The organism is Cytobacillus sp. BC1816 (assembly GCF_051353635.1).
GTDB lineage: Bacteria > Bacillota > Bacilli > Bacillales > Cytobacillaceae > Cytobacillus > Cytobacillus oceanisediminis_C.
Genome location: NZ_CP195611.1, coordinates 2,893,768 through 2,909,607, shown reverse-complemented (window position 1 = coordinate 2,909,607; position 15,840 = coordinate 2,893,768). Strand labels below are relative to the sequence as shown.

Here is a 15,840-nt window from a genome sequence, read left to right as displayed (position 1 = left end):
CTCTGGATGTCCATTCGGGAAGCTGGCTTCACATTAGGCAGGGAATGAAAAGCGATAGCTGCCAAGGAGACAATGAAAATGATCTTTAATCTCCATATTTATTAGAAAACTCTTTTCATTACGTCCAATTCGATCAATGCCTTAAGGGAAATAAACATACAATAATCTTTGATAATTGAGGGATCTAAATTTTCAAGACTAAGATGATTATAGTTACCATCTGCAAACTGGAATTTTGAAAAAGCCTCATCTGTATGCCAGCAGTGAATATGGGGGTGGCTTTCAATTCGATCATCAGAGGTGCTGTCAAAATCCAGCTTATCTGGTTCAATCAGCAAGTGGTCAATTAAATGGTTTATGGCAATTTCACTGCTGTACATCGAAGTCACGCCTCTATACCATCCTGGCCAGCTTCCTTCAGATTCATAAAATTCTGCAGCAAGTATATACTCTGATATTAGCAGTGAAAGTTCGCAGACCTTTTTTATTTGCTTTGTTTTTCCGTAATGGGAGGTTCCGATATTATGGATACCGCGATGGTTAAGTCCGAAAAGGCGGGAAAGCTCCATGAGTTTGCTTTGGACCTCGGAATCAAAAGCATATTTTCCTATGCCTGCTGTAAAATGTTCTGGGTAAAATGAATTCCAGGCCGGTGTCAAAAAAGTATCTGCATCGGTCCGCAGGATATATTCATAATCTTTCAAAATGGAATCAGACTCACTGCTGGCAATACAGCTAATGGAATTTAGATATGGATAGTCATGGTATGGCGAATCGTACTCTATTTTAATGCAGTCGTCCGGCAATAATTCAAGCGTCTGTTTTGGACCGAAAATAACCAAATCTGTATCCTTGCTTTGAATAGAGCGGTAAGAAGTGTATAAGCAGCCAAACTGTAAAAGTAACTCTCTTTTTCCTTCCAAGTAAACAACAATTGCTCTCTTCATTTTGCACCTCTAAAAATTGATGCCAAAAAGATTCATAAACCAATCGTCGTCATGAACTCTTTTTTGGAAGTAGCGTTCTCGCTGCAACATAACATCACTTTTCAATACTCTGTCGATAACGAAATCTGGGTCAGTAAACTTAATTAGTTTCTTACACTTTTCCACTCTTTTCTCATTAAAATGGCTGTAAGCCATACGCAACAGGTTATAATTAACGTCCTCCCACGTAATAAGAAATGGAGGAGATTCCGTACGGAAGACATGGAAAACAGTGCATTTTGGTTCTGCAAAGCATCTATAACCCATCAGCCATAATTTTAGTGAAATCTCTTCATCTTCTCTTCCCCAAACTTTAAAGCCATTTTCAAATCCATTGATATACTGAAAAACCTCTTTAGATATGGCAAGACATCCCCCAGCTAAAAGAGGAACTTTTGATAATTTCTTTATATCTGTTTTCCACTTAGGCTCCAATTGTTCATTCCAGGTATATCCGTATCCTTTTTTCTCAGGGTTCATAAAATCAGCAATTCCGGGATTCACAGCATCTGCAATGCCATTTTCAATAGGGGCGACTAAGGAATCTATAAAGTAGTCTTTGAAAAACATATGTGCATCACAAAATATGAAATATTTCCCCGAAGCATGCTCTGCTCCTATATTTCTAGCCTTTGCAGCACCTGCACTGTTCGTTTTTATGAGTTTTATTTTTTCTTGTGCCTCTTCTAAAAAATGACAGCATTGGTCCTCAGATCCGTCATCAACCACGATAATTTCATAAGAATGGTTCGTTTTGGTTTTAAGTATGGAGAGAATGGTGTTTTTTATGTGTATTCCTTCATTTTTGACAGGCAGAATAAGGGACGTTTTTACTAATTTTTCAGGTCTCACCTTTCCCCCTCCATGATGAAAAAGTTGAAAAGTCACAAATTAATTCTTTCATCCAGCACACTCTTATAAGACAAGCATATTGTAGCATTATGCTTTGGATGTTTTTTAGAAATGAAAGGATGAAGAAAATGGGCATTCAAACCCAGTTATTAGGAATAGGCAATAATGATGAAATCGTAACTTTGATTGGTCACATTGACATATCCGAAGATGGTAAAATGGCACTTCTCACCTTTGAAAATAAAAGCCCTTTACCTCCTTCCGGCCCGGAATCAAAATTAATTAGTTTAACATTAAACAAGGATTCATTAAAAGAAGGGGAAGCCAGAATTCTCGATGTAGAGCCAGCTGCTTGGAAATTTGCTCCATACGAAACGGCAAAAAGTAAAATGCAAGTGGTTTTACATCCTGAACAGCCAAATTTAGGACTTGCCCAAAATGAGAAATTGGTTATAACACTCCTGAATATGAAGACAAATGGTAAGTTTAAAGAGGAAGACTTCCTTGGGTATGGGTCAGAGAATCAGCTGCAGGTCATCGCTTCCTTTAACAGACAGGATTCAAGTGAACTTGTTACGATTGAAGGATACTTTTTTAAAGCCCCGGATCTAAAACCACAGCATCCTGGTGAAGTGAATAATTTTCACCCAAGTGTAACAACAACATCACTAGCACCTTACGTAACGACAACACCGCCGCCAAATGTAACAACAACTCCACCGTCACCCGAAAGTATGGAACCCTGCAATAATAAACAAGCCAATCCTTATGAAGAGGCACTTTCAATTTTAAGGCTGACTTCGAAAGCAATAATAAAATCGATTCTTAAAAGTCATCCAAATGATCCAGGCTTCAATTTCAAATTTAGTTTGTTTGGGATTGCCAATATAGAAGTATCAAGCAATTTTTCGTTTCAAATCCCAATAATAAACAAGTTATGTGTTGAATTGATAAAAGGTGTCAGCAAGGTATAACGAATGAAAATACTATATAAAGCAAAACTTTCTTTTACCATGCAAAGGAAGGTGCTGTGAGTACCATGCGAAAGGTTTCTGTTATTATCCCCATAAAGAATGAAGAAGAGAAATTAGAAATGATTTTAAACGAAGTTAAGAAGTTGAATCCGCTTGAAATCATTACTGTCATAAACGGATCGATTGATAAATCAGAAGAAATCGCTCAAGCAATGGAATGTAAAGTTATTGTTTATGAGGATGCTTTAGGACATGACATTGGAAGGGCAATTGGGGCTTTTTATGCAAAGGGGGACATCTTACTTTTTTTAGATGGTGATATTCTTATTTCAAATAAAAATCTATATCCGTTTATTGATGCGATAGAGCAAGGCCATGATATTGCCCTAAATAACCTGGAGTTAATTATGAACACCAAGGAGCGGCCGCATTCTGTATCGGTTGTCAAAAAGGCGCTGAACGAACTGTTTGGTTATGATGAATTAACGATTAACTCCATGGTTGCTGTGCCGCATGCAATCAGCAGGCATGCATTGCAGGAAGTTAACTGGCGAAGTCTTGCCAATCCGCCTTTAGCCCAGGCAATAGCCATGAGCAAGAAGCTGTCGATTGTTGCGCCTGAATATGTTGATGTAATAAGCAGAAATAAAATCAGGCCGGATATTCATATTGAAAAATCCAGTGAATCCCCCTATAACTGGATCGAGGATGTAATCTTTGGAGATCATTTGTCAGCAGTACATTACCTTATTACAGAAAAAGGAAAGAGAGGAGGCCACCCTGATAAAAGATACCGAACTATGCTGCAAAATATTAAACGGTTAAATGCTGGCAAAACAGTACTGCGAAGTGCTGTCATCTGTGACGAAGGTAAACTGAGCCTTGAGCAGTTGACTGAAGTGATCAGGACTTTAAAAGAATCGCAAATTGATGAAATCCTGTTTATCTCAAGCAGACAGGAAAAGATAAAAATGGATAGATTACGGGATTTAAATGTAATGGTAATTCCTTTGTTTATTAAAGGCGATATATTTTTAAATAGAGCTATTGGAGCAGTTTTCGCTTCAGGGGAGAGCGTACTTTTCCTCGACGAAAGGAGTATTTTGCCAGCCGAAGATTGGGAAAAGCTGTTCAAAGAAGCAGAAAATGGGGCAGATTTGGTTCTTTTAAATGAAGTCAATTATTTAGATGAAAGTCATCCCCTTGAACTAATAAATAGCATGAAGTATTTTCTTAATTTAGCAGCAAAGAGACCTGATCTCTGGAATAATGGCTTGGCCTTTCAGCCCCATGTTATCAGCAGGAAAGCACTGCAGCTAGTTGGTAATTCATCTATTATGATTCCTCCAGTGGCCTATCTTAAGATAATGGAACATAGTCTGCCTGTTTCAGTTGTCCAGGTCAGCACAAAGCTCCCTTACATGGATGACGCCATAAAGAAAGAGGAACTGATTGGAGATTGCATTGAAGGGCTATCTTATTTTTTTTCGAAAACGAATGAAAGAGGCGGCTTTTCTGATGGAAACAGGAAAAGAAGGATTCTAGATGAATTAAACGAAAACGGCAGAGAAATTTTTTAAGAGATTCAATTTTTTTTAAAATGAATGGAGGACAAAATGATGTCTATGTATTCAGAGAAGGATTGGGATAGATTAAAAAACTTCGGATACTTAGAAGACCTCACATATGAAGCGTACTTCCGCGGCGGAGAACAGCATGTGGAAGAGCTGGTTGGAGCTGACTATATTCTCCCATATTCTGTGGAAGAAATATTGGAAGCAGGGATAGCCAGCTTATCAAATAAATTAATCAAGCTTAAAACACCTCATGAGGTTCAACAGGAAATAAAGCAGGCTATGGGTAATAATAAAGGATACTCCCTGATCAGAATTGGGGATGGGGAGCTTTTGACTCTTGGACATGACATTCTTTTTTCAGCGGAAGAGATAGAAAGCATCCCAAGACTAAATTTCTTATCATATGCCGGTGTAAATTTGCCCGATCACAGCATCAGGGACTTATTAGCAAGAAATATGATGGAAGCCGATATGGTTGGCATTCCATTCCTGAGGAGACCTACCTTTCAGCAATTGTTTAACAAGCTGGCAAAGGTTCACAAATGGCCTATGAAAAGCATGAATTTAACCAGATCCGTAATAAATTATGAACTCCATCTGCAGACAACGCTATTTCAGGACCTTCTGAACAATAAAAGAGTATTATTAATAGGAAATCGGATGATGGAGGGAGAAACCGTTCTGCGTAATGCCGGGTTTAATAACATTGCGGGTTCGATTCCTGTTGAGAATATTAACTCGGTTCCGCATGTGCTTTCCGAGGCGCAAAAATATGACTTCGATGTGGCCCTCGTGTCTGCAGGCATTCCAGCAAATTTAATTTGTGTCGAATTGGCCAAACGCAATAAAATTGCCATTGATTTTGGTCATTTAATTGATGAACTGATTAACAATACGAAGGTGATTGTTAAATAAAAGCTATCATTCAGCAAAACTGTATTCCTGCAAACATTGTTAAGGCACTAGTTATATCAACTATGCATATGACATATTTTACTAAGCAATTAATAATTTAATAGCTTTAAGTTAAATAGAGCATTTCACTGCCATGAGAAATGCTCTATTTCTTTGTTAAAGTATCAAGAATGGGTTTTGATTCAATAAAAATATAATATAAAACGCTAATTATTTATTGCAAAACGATAAATTCTGTATTAAAATCAAACTGAAAATAAGAAGTGAGGTGTTTTTTTTGGAAAAAGTAACAACATTGTTTTTAAAAATAGCTGTTTTTCTTTTGGGTGTCCCTATTTTGGTTCTGTGCATTTTTTTGGTGCCTGAGCTGGGGAAAGCTGCAGGAGAAATGCTGCCGAAGTTTGCTTTCCTTAAATATTTGGTTTACATCGTGTTTTATGCTTCGACGATTCCTTTTTACTTTGCGCTGTATCAGGCTTTCAAGCTTTTGCGCTATATTGACAAAAATAAAGCTTTCTCAGATTTATCGGTCATAGCTTTAAAGAAAATTAAATATTGTGCCATCACTATCGCAGGATTGCATGTGCTGGTACTGCCGGTCTTCTATATTTTTGCAGAAATAGACGATGCCCCTGGTGTCATTTTCGTTGGCTTGCTGGTTCCTTTTGCATCAATGGTTATCGCAGTCTTTGCGGCAGTTCTGCAGAAGCTTTTACAAGAGGCAATTGATATAAAATCAGAAAACGATTTAACGGTCTGAGGTGAGAACATGGCAATTATTATAAATGTTGATGTGATGCTGGCAAAAAGGAAAATGAGTGTAACAGAGCTCTCAGAGAAGGTAGGAATCACAATGGCAAACCTCTCTATTTTGAAAAATGGCAAGGCGAAGGCGATAAGGTTTTCAACCCTGGAGGCCATTTGTAAAGCATTAGACTGCCAGCCTGGGGATATCCTGGAATACCGAAATGATGAGGAAGATTAATGATACAGGTGGGGGATAAAAGATGCATTTGACTATTCGAAAAGAGGAACCGCGATCGATAAGGTCAATTAAGCAGCTCTTTCGTTTTGGCTGGGAGCAGGCTTTGTCCTGTTTGTTTCCTGTTGTTATTTTTGCTTCTTTAGCTTTAACCAAATTCCTGCCGATGCCCATTCTGCCGCGGTATGACTGGATGCTGATCATTTGTCTCCTGATGCAGTGGGTCATGGTGCGCTCGGGGCTTGAAACGAAGGATGAATTGAAGGTTATCACATTATTCCACCTTATTGGCCTTGCACTTGAACTATTCAAGGTCCATATGGGCTCATGGGCTTATCCCGAGGATGGTTATTCCAAAGTGTTTGGGGTTCCTTTGTACAGCGGTTTCATGTATGCCAGTGTAGCAAGTTACCTGTGCCAGGCATGGAGGAGGCTGAAGGTTGACCTGGTTAAGTGGCCGCCATTCCTGGCGGTAGTTCCTCTTGCAGCTGCGATTTATTTGAATTTTTTCACCCACCATTATTGGATTGACGTCCGATGGTGGTTATCTGGAATGGTTATGGTTGTTTTCTGGCAATCATGGGTCACCTACGAGGTTGGCGGGATCCGTTACCGTATGCCGATTGCATTTTCTTTTGTGCTGATTGGATTCTTTATATGGATAGCAGAAAATATCGCAACGTTCTTTGGGGCTTGGGAATATCCCAATCAGGCTGATGCCTGGAGCCTGGTTCATTTAGGGAAGGTGAGTTCCTGGCTCTTATTAGTCATTGTCAGCTTTCTTATAGTGGCTACGCTAAAGCGGGTGAAAGGAAACAGTTCCGCTGGTTCAGCTTCTGGTCAAACTTTATAACTGTAAGGATTAAGTTCAATTGGCTGATTAAAGGTAATCAAACACAAATAAATAAAGGGCTGCAATTGGAACTGATAGAATTAATGCCCGCAGTTTATGGACATAGTGTAAACGGATCATAGGAAACATAATGACGACAAATAAAAAAGACCACCAAATATTCCATCCATTATGATAGCTTATGAAACTAAAACGGGATGCCAGCCATTCAGCTGCCCAAAATAAGACACTCCATTTTGCATAATAGTACATTTGCTTTTTAAATTTGCCGGGAAAATGGGATAAGAACACGAATCCCATTAAAGGATTGATAATGATATTGTGCAGCAGATGAACTCCCATCAGATTCAAAAGGCCTTTTTCAAGTTCCCATAAATGAAAATGGCTGTGTGAAATAAATTCATAAATAAAAGATGCCACGGAGATATAGAGCATGGTAGGATAATAACTTTCCCAATTCTTCCAGTCTCCTCTAAAATAAGCAAAGATAATGACCAGTATAACAAGGATGCAATGCATATATTCACCTCATTTTTCTGGTAATTAGTATTGACGACATCTAAAATTAAATACCAATAAATGTAAAAATGGATAAATTATCCTAATAGTATTAACTGCAAATTAGATTAAGATGCTGATTTCAGGGACTCTTACCTTATTGCCTATTTGACTGTTGTTATAGATGCTTTTTGGGAGTTTAAAGGACGGTAATGAAGAATATTTACTTTATAAAATATAGGTATTTTTTAAACTTTTAGAGATAATAAACCTACAAATACATTGTGGGGGAGTCATTGTGGAATCCAGGAAAAAGAAAGTAAATATTGAACTGTCTTGCACAGAAATTGGAGGCCTTTGGGGTGTTTATTTACAAGAAAGCATGAGTTCCTGTTTTCTCAAGTATTTTTTACACCATCTTCAAGATGAGGAAATCATTCCATTAGCAAAAGAGTCATTGCAAATTTCGCAAGGAAGGTTAGAAAAGATCAAAAAAATTTTCCTCTCAGAAAATTTTCCGGTGCCTGCTGCCTTTTCCGAAGGGGATGTCAATTTGTCAGCCCCTCCATTATTCAATGATGTGTTCACTTTAAGCTATATTTATATGATGAATCGATTGGGCATGATTAACTTCAGCTATACTGCATCAAATAATGTTCGGCTGGATGTCCTGGATTTTTTTACAGAATGTATACATACCTCTACAGAAATGTTTGGTAAAGCAGTAAAGCTGATGCTGGCTAAGGGCATTTATGATCGGCCGCCAAAAATGAACTATCCAAAAGAAATTGAATTTGTCCAGAAAGAATCTTTTCTTTCTGGAATTATAGGCACTAAACGTCCCTTGAATGCAATTGAACTATCGGAAATATTTTTCAACATCGAGCGAAATTACTTTTCAGTTCTCATCATGCTTGCGTTTGCTCAAGTGGTAAAAGACAAAAACCTAAAGAAACATATCTTGAAAGGAAAGACGATCAGCGAAAAACAGATATCTTTTTTCAATAATTTATTAATGGAAGAAGAACTTCTTGGAACCGTTACCGTCGGAATGGAAGTAACAGAAACCATTGTATCACCTTTCTCAGACAAACTTATTTTTTCTATGATCAATGTTTTGAATTCCGTAGACATTAGCTTAATTTCACATGCCATGTCAGTGTCCATGAGAACCGACCTAACAACTCAATACAGTAAAATTATTGCAGAAGTCATGCTTTATGCAAAGGATACCTTTGATATAGTGGTAAAGGAAAAATGGCTTGAACAGCCTCCGCTTGTGACTAATAGGAAGTTGCTGATACATAAAAAGCAATAAGATACAGGCAATAGAAATAAGGATGAATCATTTAGTTGACTGCAGCCTCTCAAAAGGGCTGTAGTCAAAGCTATTCAGTCGTATCGGATGTATTTCCTCTTTTCACTAAATACATGGCGGTAATCCACGACGTGATGGGGATCACCATTGTTACCCCAATTCCTGCACAGAAAATCGTGATCATCTCGCCGCTGAAAATCTTTGAATTGATAATTTCACCTGGTGAATAGGACAGGTCTTTAAACCATATCAGCAGTGCTAAATATCCGCCAAAGAAGGCGAAAAATAATGTGTTGGTGCTTGTTCCGAGAATATCCTTACCGATGCTGATGCCAGCTTGGAACAAGTCTTTTCTGCTAATGTCCGGGTGATGATAATGAATTTCCCTCATTGGGGAAGAAATGGCCATGGCAGCATCGGTTATGGCGCCGATTGTACTCATAATGATGACAGACGCAGCCACTTTAACAAAATCAACCCCAATATAAAGGGAAAATATGCTCAATTCTTCTATTTCCTCTTCACCAAATCCCTGAATCATTGACTTTTCTGCAATAATGACAATGAACACAATGAGAACGACCGTAGTAATGATAGAAGCCAGAAATGCGGTTTTCGTCTTAATGTTCACTTCATTTATAAAAAATAGATTGATACAGCCAATGAATGCACAGGCGAATAATGTAACGATAATTGGATTGATATTAGGATCGTTCATAAAGAAAAGGACGAAAATAATCACTCCGAAGTTGAGGAAGATCGCAAAAAATGATCTGGCTCCTTTTTTTCCGCCTATAAGGGTCATCAGAATAAATAAAATGACTGCCAGCAATAGGATTGCGTTCATCTTTGTGCCCTCTTTCTATTAATGAAGTATATCGTGGTATACAGCCCAATCGGAATCGTGATCACAATCCCAATTCCTCCGGCAAGTGCCCGGGCTAACTCCAGCGAAAGGTTCATGGATAGGCTGAATCCGAGCGGTGAGTCATTTTTTATATACAGAATAAGCATCGGAATCGAACCGCTGATATAGGCGAAAAACAAGATATTCGTCATGGTGCCCATAATGTCTTTGCCCACTTCCATACCAGAGCGTTTAAGAGCCTGCACGGGAATGCTGTTATTTTTTTCATATAAGCTAAACAATGAGGATGACATGGTAATGGCCACATCCATAACCGCACCTAAAGAGCCGATAAATAAACCGGCTAAGAATACCATCTGATAGGGCCTGGTTATAAACTGGAGCTCTTCATATCTTAAGCCCTTCCCGCCAGTTAACCGAATGACTAGATAAGTGATTAATAATGATAAAAAAGTCGCCGCAAGAGTAGCAATAATCGCTGCATATGTTTTTTCATTAAAGCCGTTTACGAGCAGAAGGGAGGTAACGGTAAATAAGATGACTGCCGCACTGCATATCAGCAGCAGGCTTATTTCCGGATTCTTCAGATATACATCCAATGCATAAGAAAGCAGCACGGCATTAACTGCCAGGCTGATGATGGAAAAGAGACCTTGCTTTTTCCCGACAAAAAGCAGTATCAGGATAAAGATCCATCCTGTCAATAGTATGTAATGGTCGCGCTTTAGATCAAGGATATCTCCGCTTAATTCTCCAGCACCTTCTTTTTTCTCCTCTATGGATACGAATAACTTTTGTCCTGTTTGAATTTCATAATCGTATGCTTTGGATTTAGAATACTGATTGGATAACTGGATTTGCTGCCCTTTTTCTTCGCCATTCGTTATTTCTGCCACGATACGCTGTTCATATAGGCGATCTTCATTATCATAAATATCCTTTACTTCTTCAGAATGATGAGTTTGAACCTCTTTAACTTCAGCAATTGTTCGTTCATAGAATGAGTCATTGTTTTGAACAAATAGAGCAGAGGAAGCAATGCAAGATGCCAATATGATATATAAATAGAATTTTTTTAAAGGGATGTTTTTCAAAATGAACCTCCAGAGAATATAAAGACAGTTTTTAGTATAAATAAGCGGTTTTTCCGCTGAAGCCCATAATGATGCCATGCAGCTGCCCGCTTCAACGCAATAAGAATAACAGTAATTTTTTCAGATAGTCAAGCGTATCAAAGTGTGTGTGCAATGTCCAATTGTTTTGGCCTCTAAGCATCATGGGCTGCAGATAAGGTCAAAGAGAAATGCCTGCAAGGTTTAACACCTGGCAGGCATTTGTAATGGCAAAAGTATAAGGAATATCAAGGGATCATTGGTCAGGGAGATCCCTAGATCGAACAATATAACTTGTATGAGAACTGCAAAGGAAGTGATTTTAACATGCTGAAAGGTAAAGAACCGCGGACAGTTGAGGAGTTAGCCGCAAGACACAAAAATTGTCATCTCCAACCTGTATCGTGCTTATTGAATTATCAGATTTTAAATAAACCACATGCTCACTTTGCTTATTTAATATTTGATGAACAGGATTCATGCTTCTCATCCAGCTTGTCCCGTACTATACTCTCATATTTGCCCGCATTCATTTATGGATTCAAATTACTCAAAAAAAAATCATCCAGAAGGATGAAAGAGAATGACTGCTGAGCCATGCTGTTATTTTTTTTTCTGCAAAATGGAGCTTTCAGTTTGCTGTTTCTCTTGTTTCTGTCTTTCTGCGTCCTTCTTGAATGCCTCCATTGCTTTATAGAAAAGCAAAGTCACCTCTATCACCTCCATATAAAATGTATCCCCCCTGAATCATTAGATAAAACTTAGAATACGAATTTTTATAAAAAAACATTGACCAAAGTGGTCATTTTTTGTTATGTTGAAAATGACCATATTGGTCATTTTAGTGAAAGGAGTGCAATATAATTAATACTACTTTTTACAGCTTGAAACCCGAAAAACAGGAACGAATTATCAATGCAGCCATGAAAGAATTTGTGAAGAGCGGTTATGAAAAGGCATCAACAAATGAAATGGTAAAGGATGCACAAATAAGCAAAGGCTCATTGTTCAACTATTTCAGCAATAAAAAGGATTTGTATTTCTTTTTGATTCAGAATGCAGTAAACATCATAGAACAAATCTATGTTGAAATAGACATGAATGAAAGGGACATTTTTGAAAGAATCAGCCAGGTAGGGTTCATTAAATTAAACATTCAAAAGAAGTATCCCCTTGTATTTGATTTCTTAAAATCACTGCTTGAAGAAGATGCTCAGGATGTAAAATCGGATATAAATCTACTGCTGGCAAACATTCAAAAAGATGGCTTCAAAAGAATCTACGAAAACATCGACTGGTCAAAGCTTCGGGAGGATATAGAGCCTGAAAAGGCGATGAATATCCTTAATTGGACCATGACTGGTTTCGCGGAACTGCAAATAGCGAAAATCACGTCATTTGAGGATATCGGTATCGAGCTGTTTAACGAATGGGACAGTTATAAGGAAATTTTAAAGCGCTGTTTTTATAAAAATGGGGAGGAATGAGCATGAGCCTTTTAAAAGTAACCAACCTAACAAAGAAATTCGGCAAGTTTACAGCACTGAATGGGGTAAATCTCGAGTTAAATGCAGGTGAAGTACTGGGGTTCATCGGCCCAAATGGGGCAGGAAAGTCCACCACCATTCGGGTGTTATTGGGGATATTAAAGGCAACAGGCGGAGAAGTAAAGCTTTTTAACAAGGACGCCTGGCAGGATGCTGTCGACATTCATAAGAGGGTGGCATATGTGCCAGGTGACGTGAATCTCTGGCCAAACTTAACAGGGGGGGAGGTTATTGATTTATTTATAAAATTAAATGGCACTGCGAATAAGGCAAAACGTGAGGAGTTAATAGAGAAATTTGATTTGGATCCATCCAAGAAGTGCAGAACCTACTCTAAAGGCAACAGGCAAAAGGTTGCTCTGGTTGCGGCCTTTTCCTCTGATGCTGACTTGTTCATTCTGGATGAGCCGACATCAGGCCTGGATCCATTGATGGAAAAGGTTTTTCAGGAATGTGTGATGGAAGTTAAAAGACAAGGAAAGAGTGTTCTCTTGTCCAGCCATATTTTATCAGAGGTAGAAAAGCTGTGCGACCGGGTAAGCATTATCCGTCAAGGCAAAATTATTGAGTCGGGAACCTTAAATGAGCTGCGCCACCTTACACGGACACAAATGCTCGTTGGCACCAGCATGCCGATTACAGGATTACTTGATATGCCAGGCATTCATGAGGTTCAGGAAAGTGAACATGGGATGTCGTTTCAGGTTGATACGATGCAAATGGATGCAGTCATCAGGCATATAAGTCAATTTGGCATCATCAGGCTGGAAAGTGCCCCGCCAACATTAGAGGATTTATTTATGCGTCATTATGAAGGGGCAAAGGATACTGGAGGTGTCCGCTGATGGCAGGCAACCATTTAGCAAAAACTGCTTTCCTTTCAAAATTTATATTCCGGCTGGACCGTTTGCGGATCCCAATATGGGTGCTGGCACTTACCTTTTTCACGATAATCGTTCCAACAGCCTTTAAGGGATTATATAATTCTCAGCAGGAAAGAGATGCAATGGCACAAACGATGGCAAACCCGGCGATGACTGCCATGACTGGTCCCGCGGATTTAAGCAACTATACGATTGGTGTCATGACGGCCCATCAAATGCTTTTAATGACTGCTGCTGTGACTGGTTTAATGAGCATCCTGCTGGTTACGCGGCATACCAGGGCTGATGAAGAGGATGGACGACTGGAATTGCTCCGTTCGCTGCCTGTAGGGCGTCTATCCTATTTAAATGCATCACTGCTTGTAGTATCGGCAGCATGCATTGTATTGGCCTTAATTAATGGATTCGGCCTTTATGCCCTTGGAATTGAAAGCATGGATCTGGAAGGGTCATTGCTATATGGTGCTGCATTAGGGGCGACGGGTCTATTTTTCGCAGGTGTAACAGCTGTATTTGCTCAAGCTTCAGATAGTTCACGCGGAACAATCGGTTATTCGATAGCCATTCTTCTTATTTCTTACCTTTTTAGAGCAATTACAGACATCAGCAATGAATCATTATCCTGGCTTTCGCCGCTCGCATGGGTAACCAAAGCAGAAGTCTATGATTCTAATAATTGGTGGCCTATTGTCTTAATGATTGCTGCAGCCATGGTTCTTTTTGCCGTCGCGAATTATTTGAATGCAATTCGAGATCTGGATCGCGGATTTTTACCATCCAGACCCGGAAAAAAATATGCATCACGCTTTTTGCAGAGTCCAACCGGCCTTGCGTTAAGATTGCAGCGTACCGGAATCATTTCATGGGCAATAGGCATGTTTGTGCTGGGGGCTTCTTACGGTTCAGTTTTAGGTGATCTGGAATCATTTTTCTCTGATAATGAGGCCATGAAGCAGCTCCTTAAACCAACAGAAGGGGTAACATTGGTGGAACAATTCATTCCCATGCTGATGATTGTCATTTCACTGATGGCAACCATTCCTCCGGTTATGGCCATGAATAAGCTCCGCGGCGAGGAGAAAAAGGAACGAATTGTTCACCTGTTAAGCAGGGCCGTTTCACGGACAAAACTGTTAGGCAGCTATTATGTCATTTCCGTCATTAATGGATTTGTCATGATCTCACTTGCAGCACTCGGCCTTTGGTCTGCCGGAACTGCTGTGGTTGAAGGCGGGTTATCCTTTGGAATGATCTTTGGAGCTGCATTGTCCTATTATCCAGCCATGCTGGTCATGATCAGCCTGGCCGTATTTCTAATTGGCTTCCTGCCAAAATTATCCGGTTTTATTTGGTTCTATGTTTTATATTCTTTTATTGTGCTGTATTTAGGAGGTTTATTCCAATTTTCTGACTGGATCGGCAGTATTTCTCCTTTTGGCCATGTTCCGCAGGCACCGATTGAGGAATTTTCAATTATCCCGCTGCTTCTATTGTGTTTAATTGCTGGGGGACTGGCGTTAGCAGGGTTTATAGGGTTTAATAAGCGGGATATCGAGCAATGAAAATAGAAATTAAGAAACGCAATCTATATGGGGATTGCGTTTTTTATTCATACTAATAACAGTCAAAAGGAAATTCTGAAGTTACATGTGTTGCAATATCAAAGTCTTTGTGATTAAATAACATTATTCAAATCGTAATAATTACGATTTTCACCAGGAAGGAGTGACTTACCTTGGCAAAAAAATCAAAGGTAGCAAAGGAAATCAAACGCCAGGAGCTTGTATTAAAGTATGCAGAAATACGTAAGGAACTAAAAGAAAAAGGGGATTATGAGGCTTTAAGGAAACTGCCAAGAGACTCATCACCAACACGGCTGAAAAACCGCTGCCAGGTGACGGGCAGACCAAGGGGATATCTCCGCAAATTTAAAATGTCCCGAATCGCTTTTCGGGAATATGCGCACAAAGGGCAAGTTCCGGGAGTAAAGAAATCCAGCTGGTAAAAACAAAAGCATCAAGCGCCTTGCTCACCCCCCGACAAGCACAAGTCGAGCCGATCGGAAAGGTGCTCTTTACGTTTCTGGGCGGATTGGCTTGTGACCTCGAGGGGGTAGGCGCTGGAGCTGGACGTGGATAACTTTTTCATAAAATTATAAACAAATGGCGATTTAAAAATAAAATGTGGAGGTAATGAAAATGAAGGAAAGTATTCATCCGGAATATCATAAAGTAGTATTCATGGATATGAACAGCGGCTTTAAATTTTTGACAGGATCAACAAAGACTGCAAATGAAACAATCGAGTGGGAAGATGGAAACACATACCCATTGATTAAAGTTGAAGTAAGCTCAGATACACATCCGTTTTATACTGGAGTTCAGAAGTTCACGGATCGCGGCGGACGTGCTGAACGATTTATGAAGAGATATAACATGAAGAACAAGTAAGGTTTCTTCACTTGGCAAGGTGAG

General features: G+C 39.2%; 18 protein-coding genes. 12 read left to right on the top strand and 6 right to left on the bottom strand.

All coding sequences use genetic code 11. From position 1 onward, the window contains the following. Positions 1-101: 101 nt before the first annotated feature. Entirely contained in the window at positions 102-947 is an 846-nt protein-coding gene (locus ACR42H_RS14920; RefSeq protein ID WP_436371476.1) for a DUF7164 domain-containing protein, read from the bottom strand. A gap of 9 nt (positions 948-956) precedes the next feature. After that, on the bottom strand, positions 957-1,838 hold the full coding sequence (locus ACR42H_RS14915) for a glycosyltransferase (protein WP_436371474.1): 882 nt from the start codon (positions 1,836-1,838) through the stop codon (positions 957-959). A gap of 128 nt (positions 1,839-1,966) precedes the next feature. Here ACR42H_RS14915 and ACR42H_RS14910 point away from each other — a divergent pair, with 128 nt between their 5' ends. From ACR42H_RS14910 to ACR42H_RS14885, 6 genes are all read left to right on the top strand, one after another. Continuing rightward, positions 1,967-2,812 (top strand): hypothetical protein, encoded by an 846-nt coding sequence (locus ACR42H_RS14910; RefSeq protein WP_436371472.1) that lies wholly within the window; start codon positions 1,967-1,969, stop codon positions 2,810-2,812. Between the two features lie 65 nt (positions 2,813-2,877). Continuing rightward, positions 2,878-4,392 carry a glycosyltransferase family 2 protein gene (locus ACR42H_RS14905; RefSeq protein ID WP_436376949.1) on the top strand — a complete coding sequence of 505 codons (1,515 nt, stop codon included), beginning with the start codon at positions 2,878-2,880 and terminating at the stop codon, positions 4,390-4,392. Positions 4,393-4,428: 36 nt separating this feature from the next. Continuing rightward, positions 4,429-5,304, top strand: a complete 876-nt coding sequence (locus tag ACR42H_RS14900; protein ID WP_134177288.1) for a GT-D fold domain-containing protein — start codon at positions 4,429-4,431, stop codon at positions 5,302-5,304. A gap of 277 nt (positions 5,305-5,581) precedes the next feature. Continuing rightward, the gene (locus ACR42H_RS14895; RefSeq protein WP_436371470.1) at positions 5,582-6,064 is read left to right on the top strand and encodes a DUF2975 domain-containing protein; all 483 of its coding nucleotides are present in this window, start codon (positions 5,582-5,584) and stop codon (positions 6,062-6,064) included. 9 nt (positions 6,065-6,073) lie between these two features. After that, a complete protein-coding gene (locus tag ACR42H_RS14890) occupies positions 6,074-6,289 on the top strand; it encodes a helix-turn-helix domain-containing protein (RefSeq protein ID WP_436371468.1) in 216 nt (71 codons plus the stop codon). 58 nt (positions 6,290-6,347) lie between these two features. Further along, complete coding sequence (locus ACR42H_RS14885; protein ID WP_436376947.1) at positions 6,348-7,139, top strand: DUF817 domain-containing protein; 792 nt, start codon at positions 6,348-6,350, stop codon at positions 7,137-7,139. A 27-nt stretch (positions 7,140-7,166) separates the two neighbouring features. On the opposite strand, the gene ACR42H_RS14880 is transcribed toward ACR42H_RS14885, so the two are convergent. Further along, the gene (locus ACR42H_RS14880) at positions 7,167-7,658 is read right to left on the bottom strand and encodes a CBO0543 family protein (protein WP_436371466.1); all 492 of its coding nucleotides are present in this window, start codon (positions 7,656-7,658) and stop codon (positions 7,167-7,169) included. A gap of 277 nt (positions 7,659-7,935) precedes the next feature. Between ACR42H_RS14880 and ACR42H_RS14875 the strand changes: the two genes are divergently transcribed. Continuing rightward, positions 7,936-8,955, top strand: a complete 1,020-nt coding sequence (locus ACR42H_RS14875; protein WP_436371464.1) for a DUF3231 family protein — start codon at positions 7,936-7,938, stop codon at positions 8,953-8,955. Positions 8,956-9,025: 70 nt separating this feature from the next. Here ACR42H_RS14875 and ACR42H_RS14870 read toward each other — a convergent pair whose 3' ends face one another. The 3 genes from ACR42H_RS14870 to ACR42H_RS14860 all read right to left on the bottom strand — a co-directional run bounded on the left by ACR42H_RS14870 (position 9,026) and on the right by ACR42H_RS14860 (position 11,661). Further along, on the bottom strand, positions 9,026-9,802 hold the full coding sequence (locus ACR42H_RS14870) for a YibE/F family protein (protein WP_436371462.1): 777 nt from the start codon (positions 9,800-9,802) through the stop codon (positions 9,026-9,028). Further along, complete coding sequence (locus ACR42H_RS14865; RefSeq protein WP_436371460.1) at positions 9,799-10,917, bottom strand: YibE/F family protein; 1,119 nt, start codon at positions 10,915-10,917, stop codon at positions 9,799-9,801. The genes ACR42H_RS14870 and ACR42H_RS14865 overlap by 4 nt, the downstream gene beginning before the upstream one ends. A 621-nt stretch (positions 10,918-11,538) precedes the next feature. Then, the gene (locus ACR42H_RS14860; protein ID WP_258549834.1) at positions 11,539-11,661 is read right to left on the bottom strand and encodes a hypothetical protein; all 123 of its coding nucleotides are present in this window, start codon (positions 11,659-11,661) and stop codon (positions 11,539-11,541) included. 158 nt (positions 11,662-11,819) lie between these two features. Between ACR42H_RS14860 and ACR42H_RS14855 the strand changes: the two genes are divergently transcribed. The 5 genes from ACR42H_RS14855 (at position 11,820) to ACR42H_RS14835 (ending at position 15,816) form a co-directional block, all read left to right on the top strand. Beyond that, positions 11,820-12,422 (top strand): TetR/AcrR family transcriptional regulator, encoded by a 603-nt coding sequence (locus ACR42H_RS14855; RefSeq protein ID WP_436371459.1) that lies wholly within the window; start codon positions 11,820-11,822, stop codon positions 12,420-12,422. Between the two features lie 2 nt (positions 12,423-12,424). After that, entirely contained in the window at positions 12,425-13,327 is a 903-nt protein-coding gene (locus ACR42H_RS14850) for an ABC transporter ATP-binding protein (RefSeq protein WP_436371457.1), read from the top strand. Then, complete coding sequence (locus ACR42H_RS14845) at positions 13,327-14,928, top strand: ABC transporter permease (protein WP_436371455.1); 1,602 nt, start codon at positions 13,327-13,329, stop codon at positions 14,926-14,928. The genes ACR42H_RS14850 and ACR42H_RS14845 overlap by 1 nt, the downstream gene beginning before the upstream one ends. Positions 14,929-15,101: 173 nt before the next feature. Further along, positions 15,102-15,371: a 30S ribosomal protein S14 gene (gene rpsN / locus ACR42H_RS14840; RefSeq protein WP_113884782.1), complete on the top strand. Its 270-nt coding sequence runs from the start codon at positions 15,102-15,104 to the stop codon at positions 15,369-15,371. A gap of 193 nt (positions 15,372-15,564) precedes the next feature. Then, positions 15,565-15,816: a type B 50S ribosomal protein L31 gene (locus ACR42H_RS14835; RefSeq protein WP_113884783.1), complete on the top strand. Its 252-nt coding sequence runs from the start codon at positions 15,565-15,567 to the stop codon at positions 15,814-15,816. The last annotated feature ends 24 nt before the right edge of the window (positions 15,817-15,840 follow it).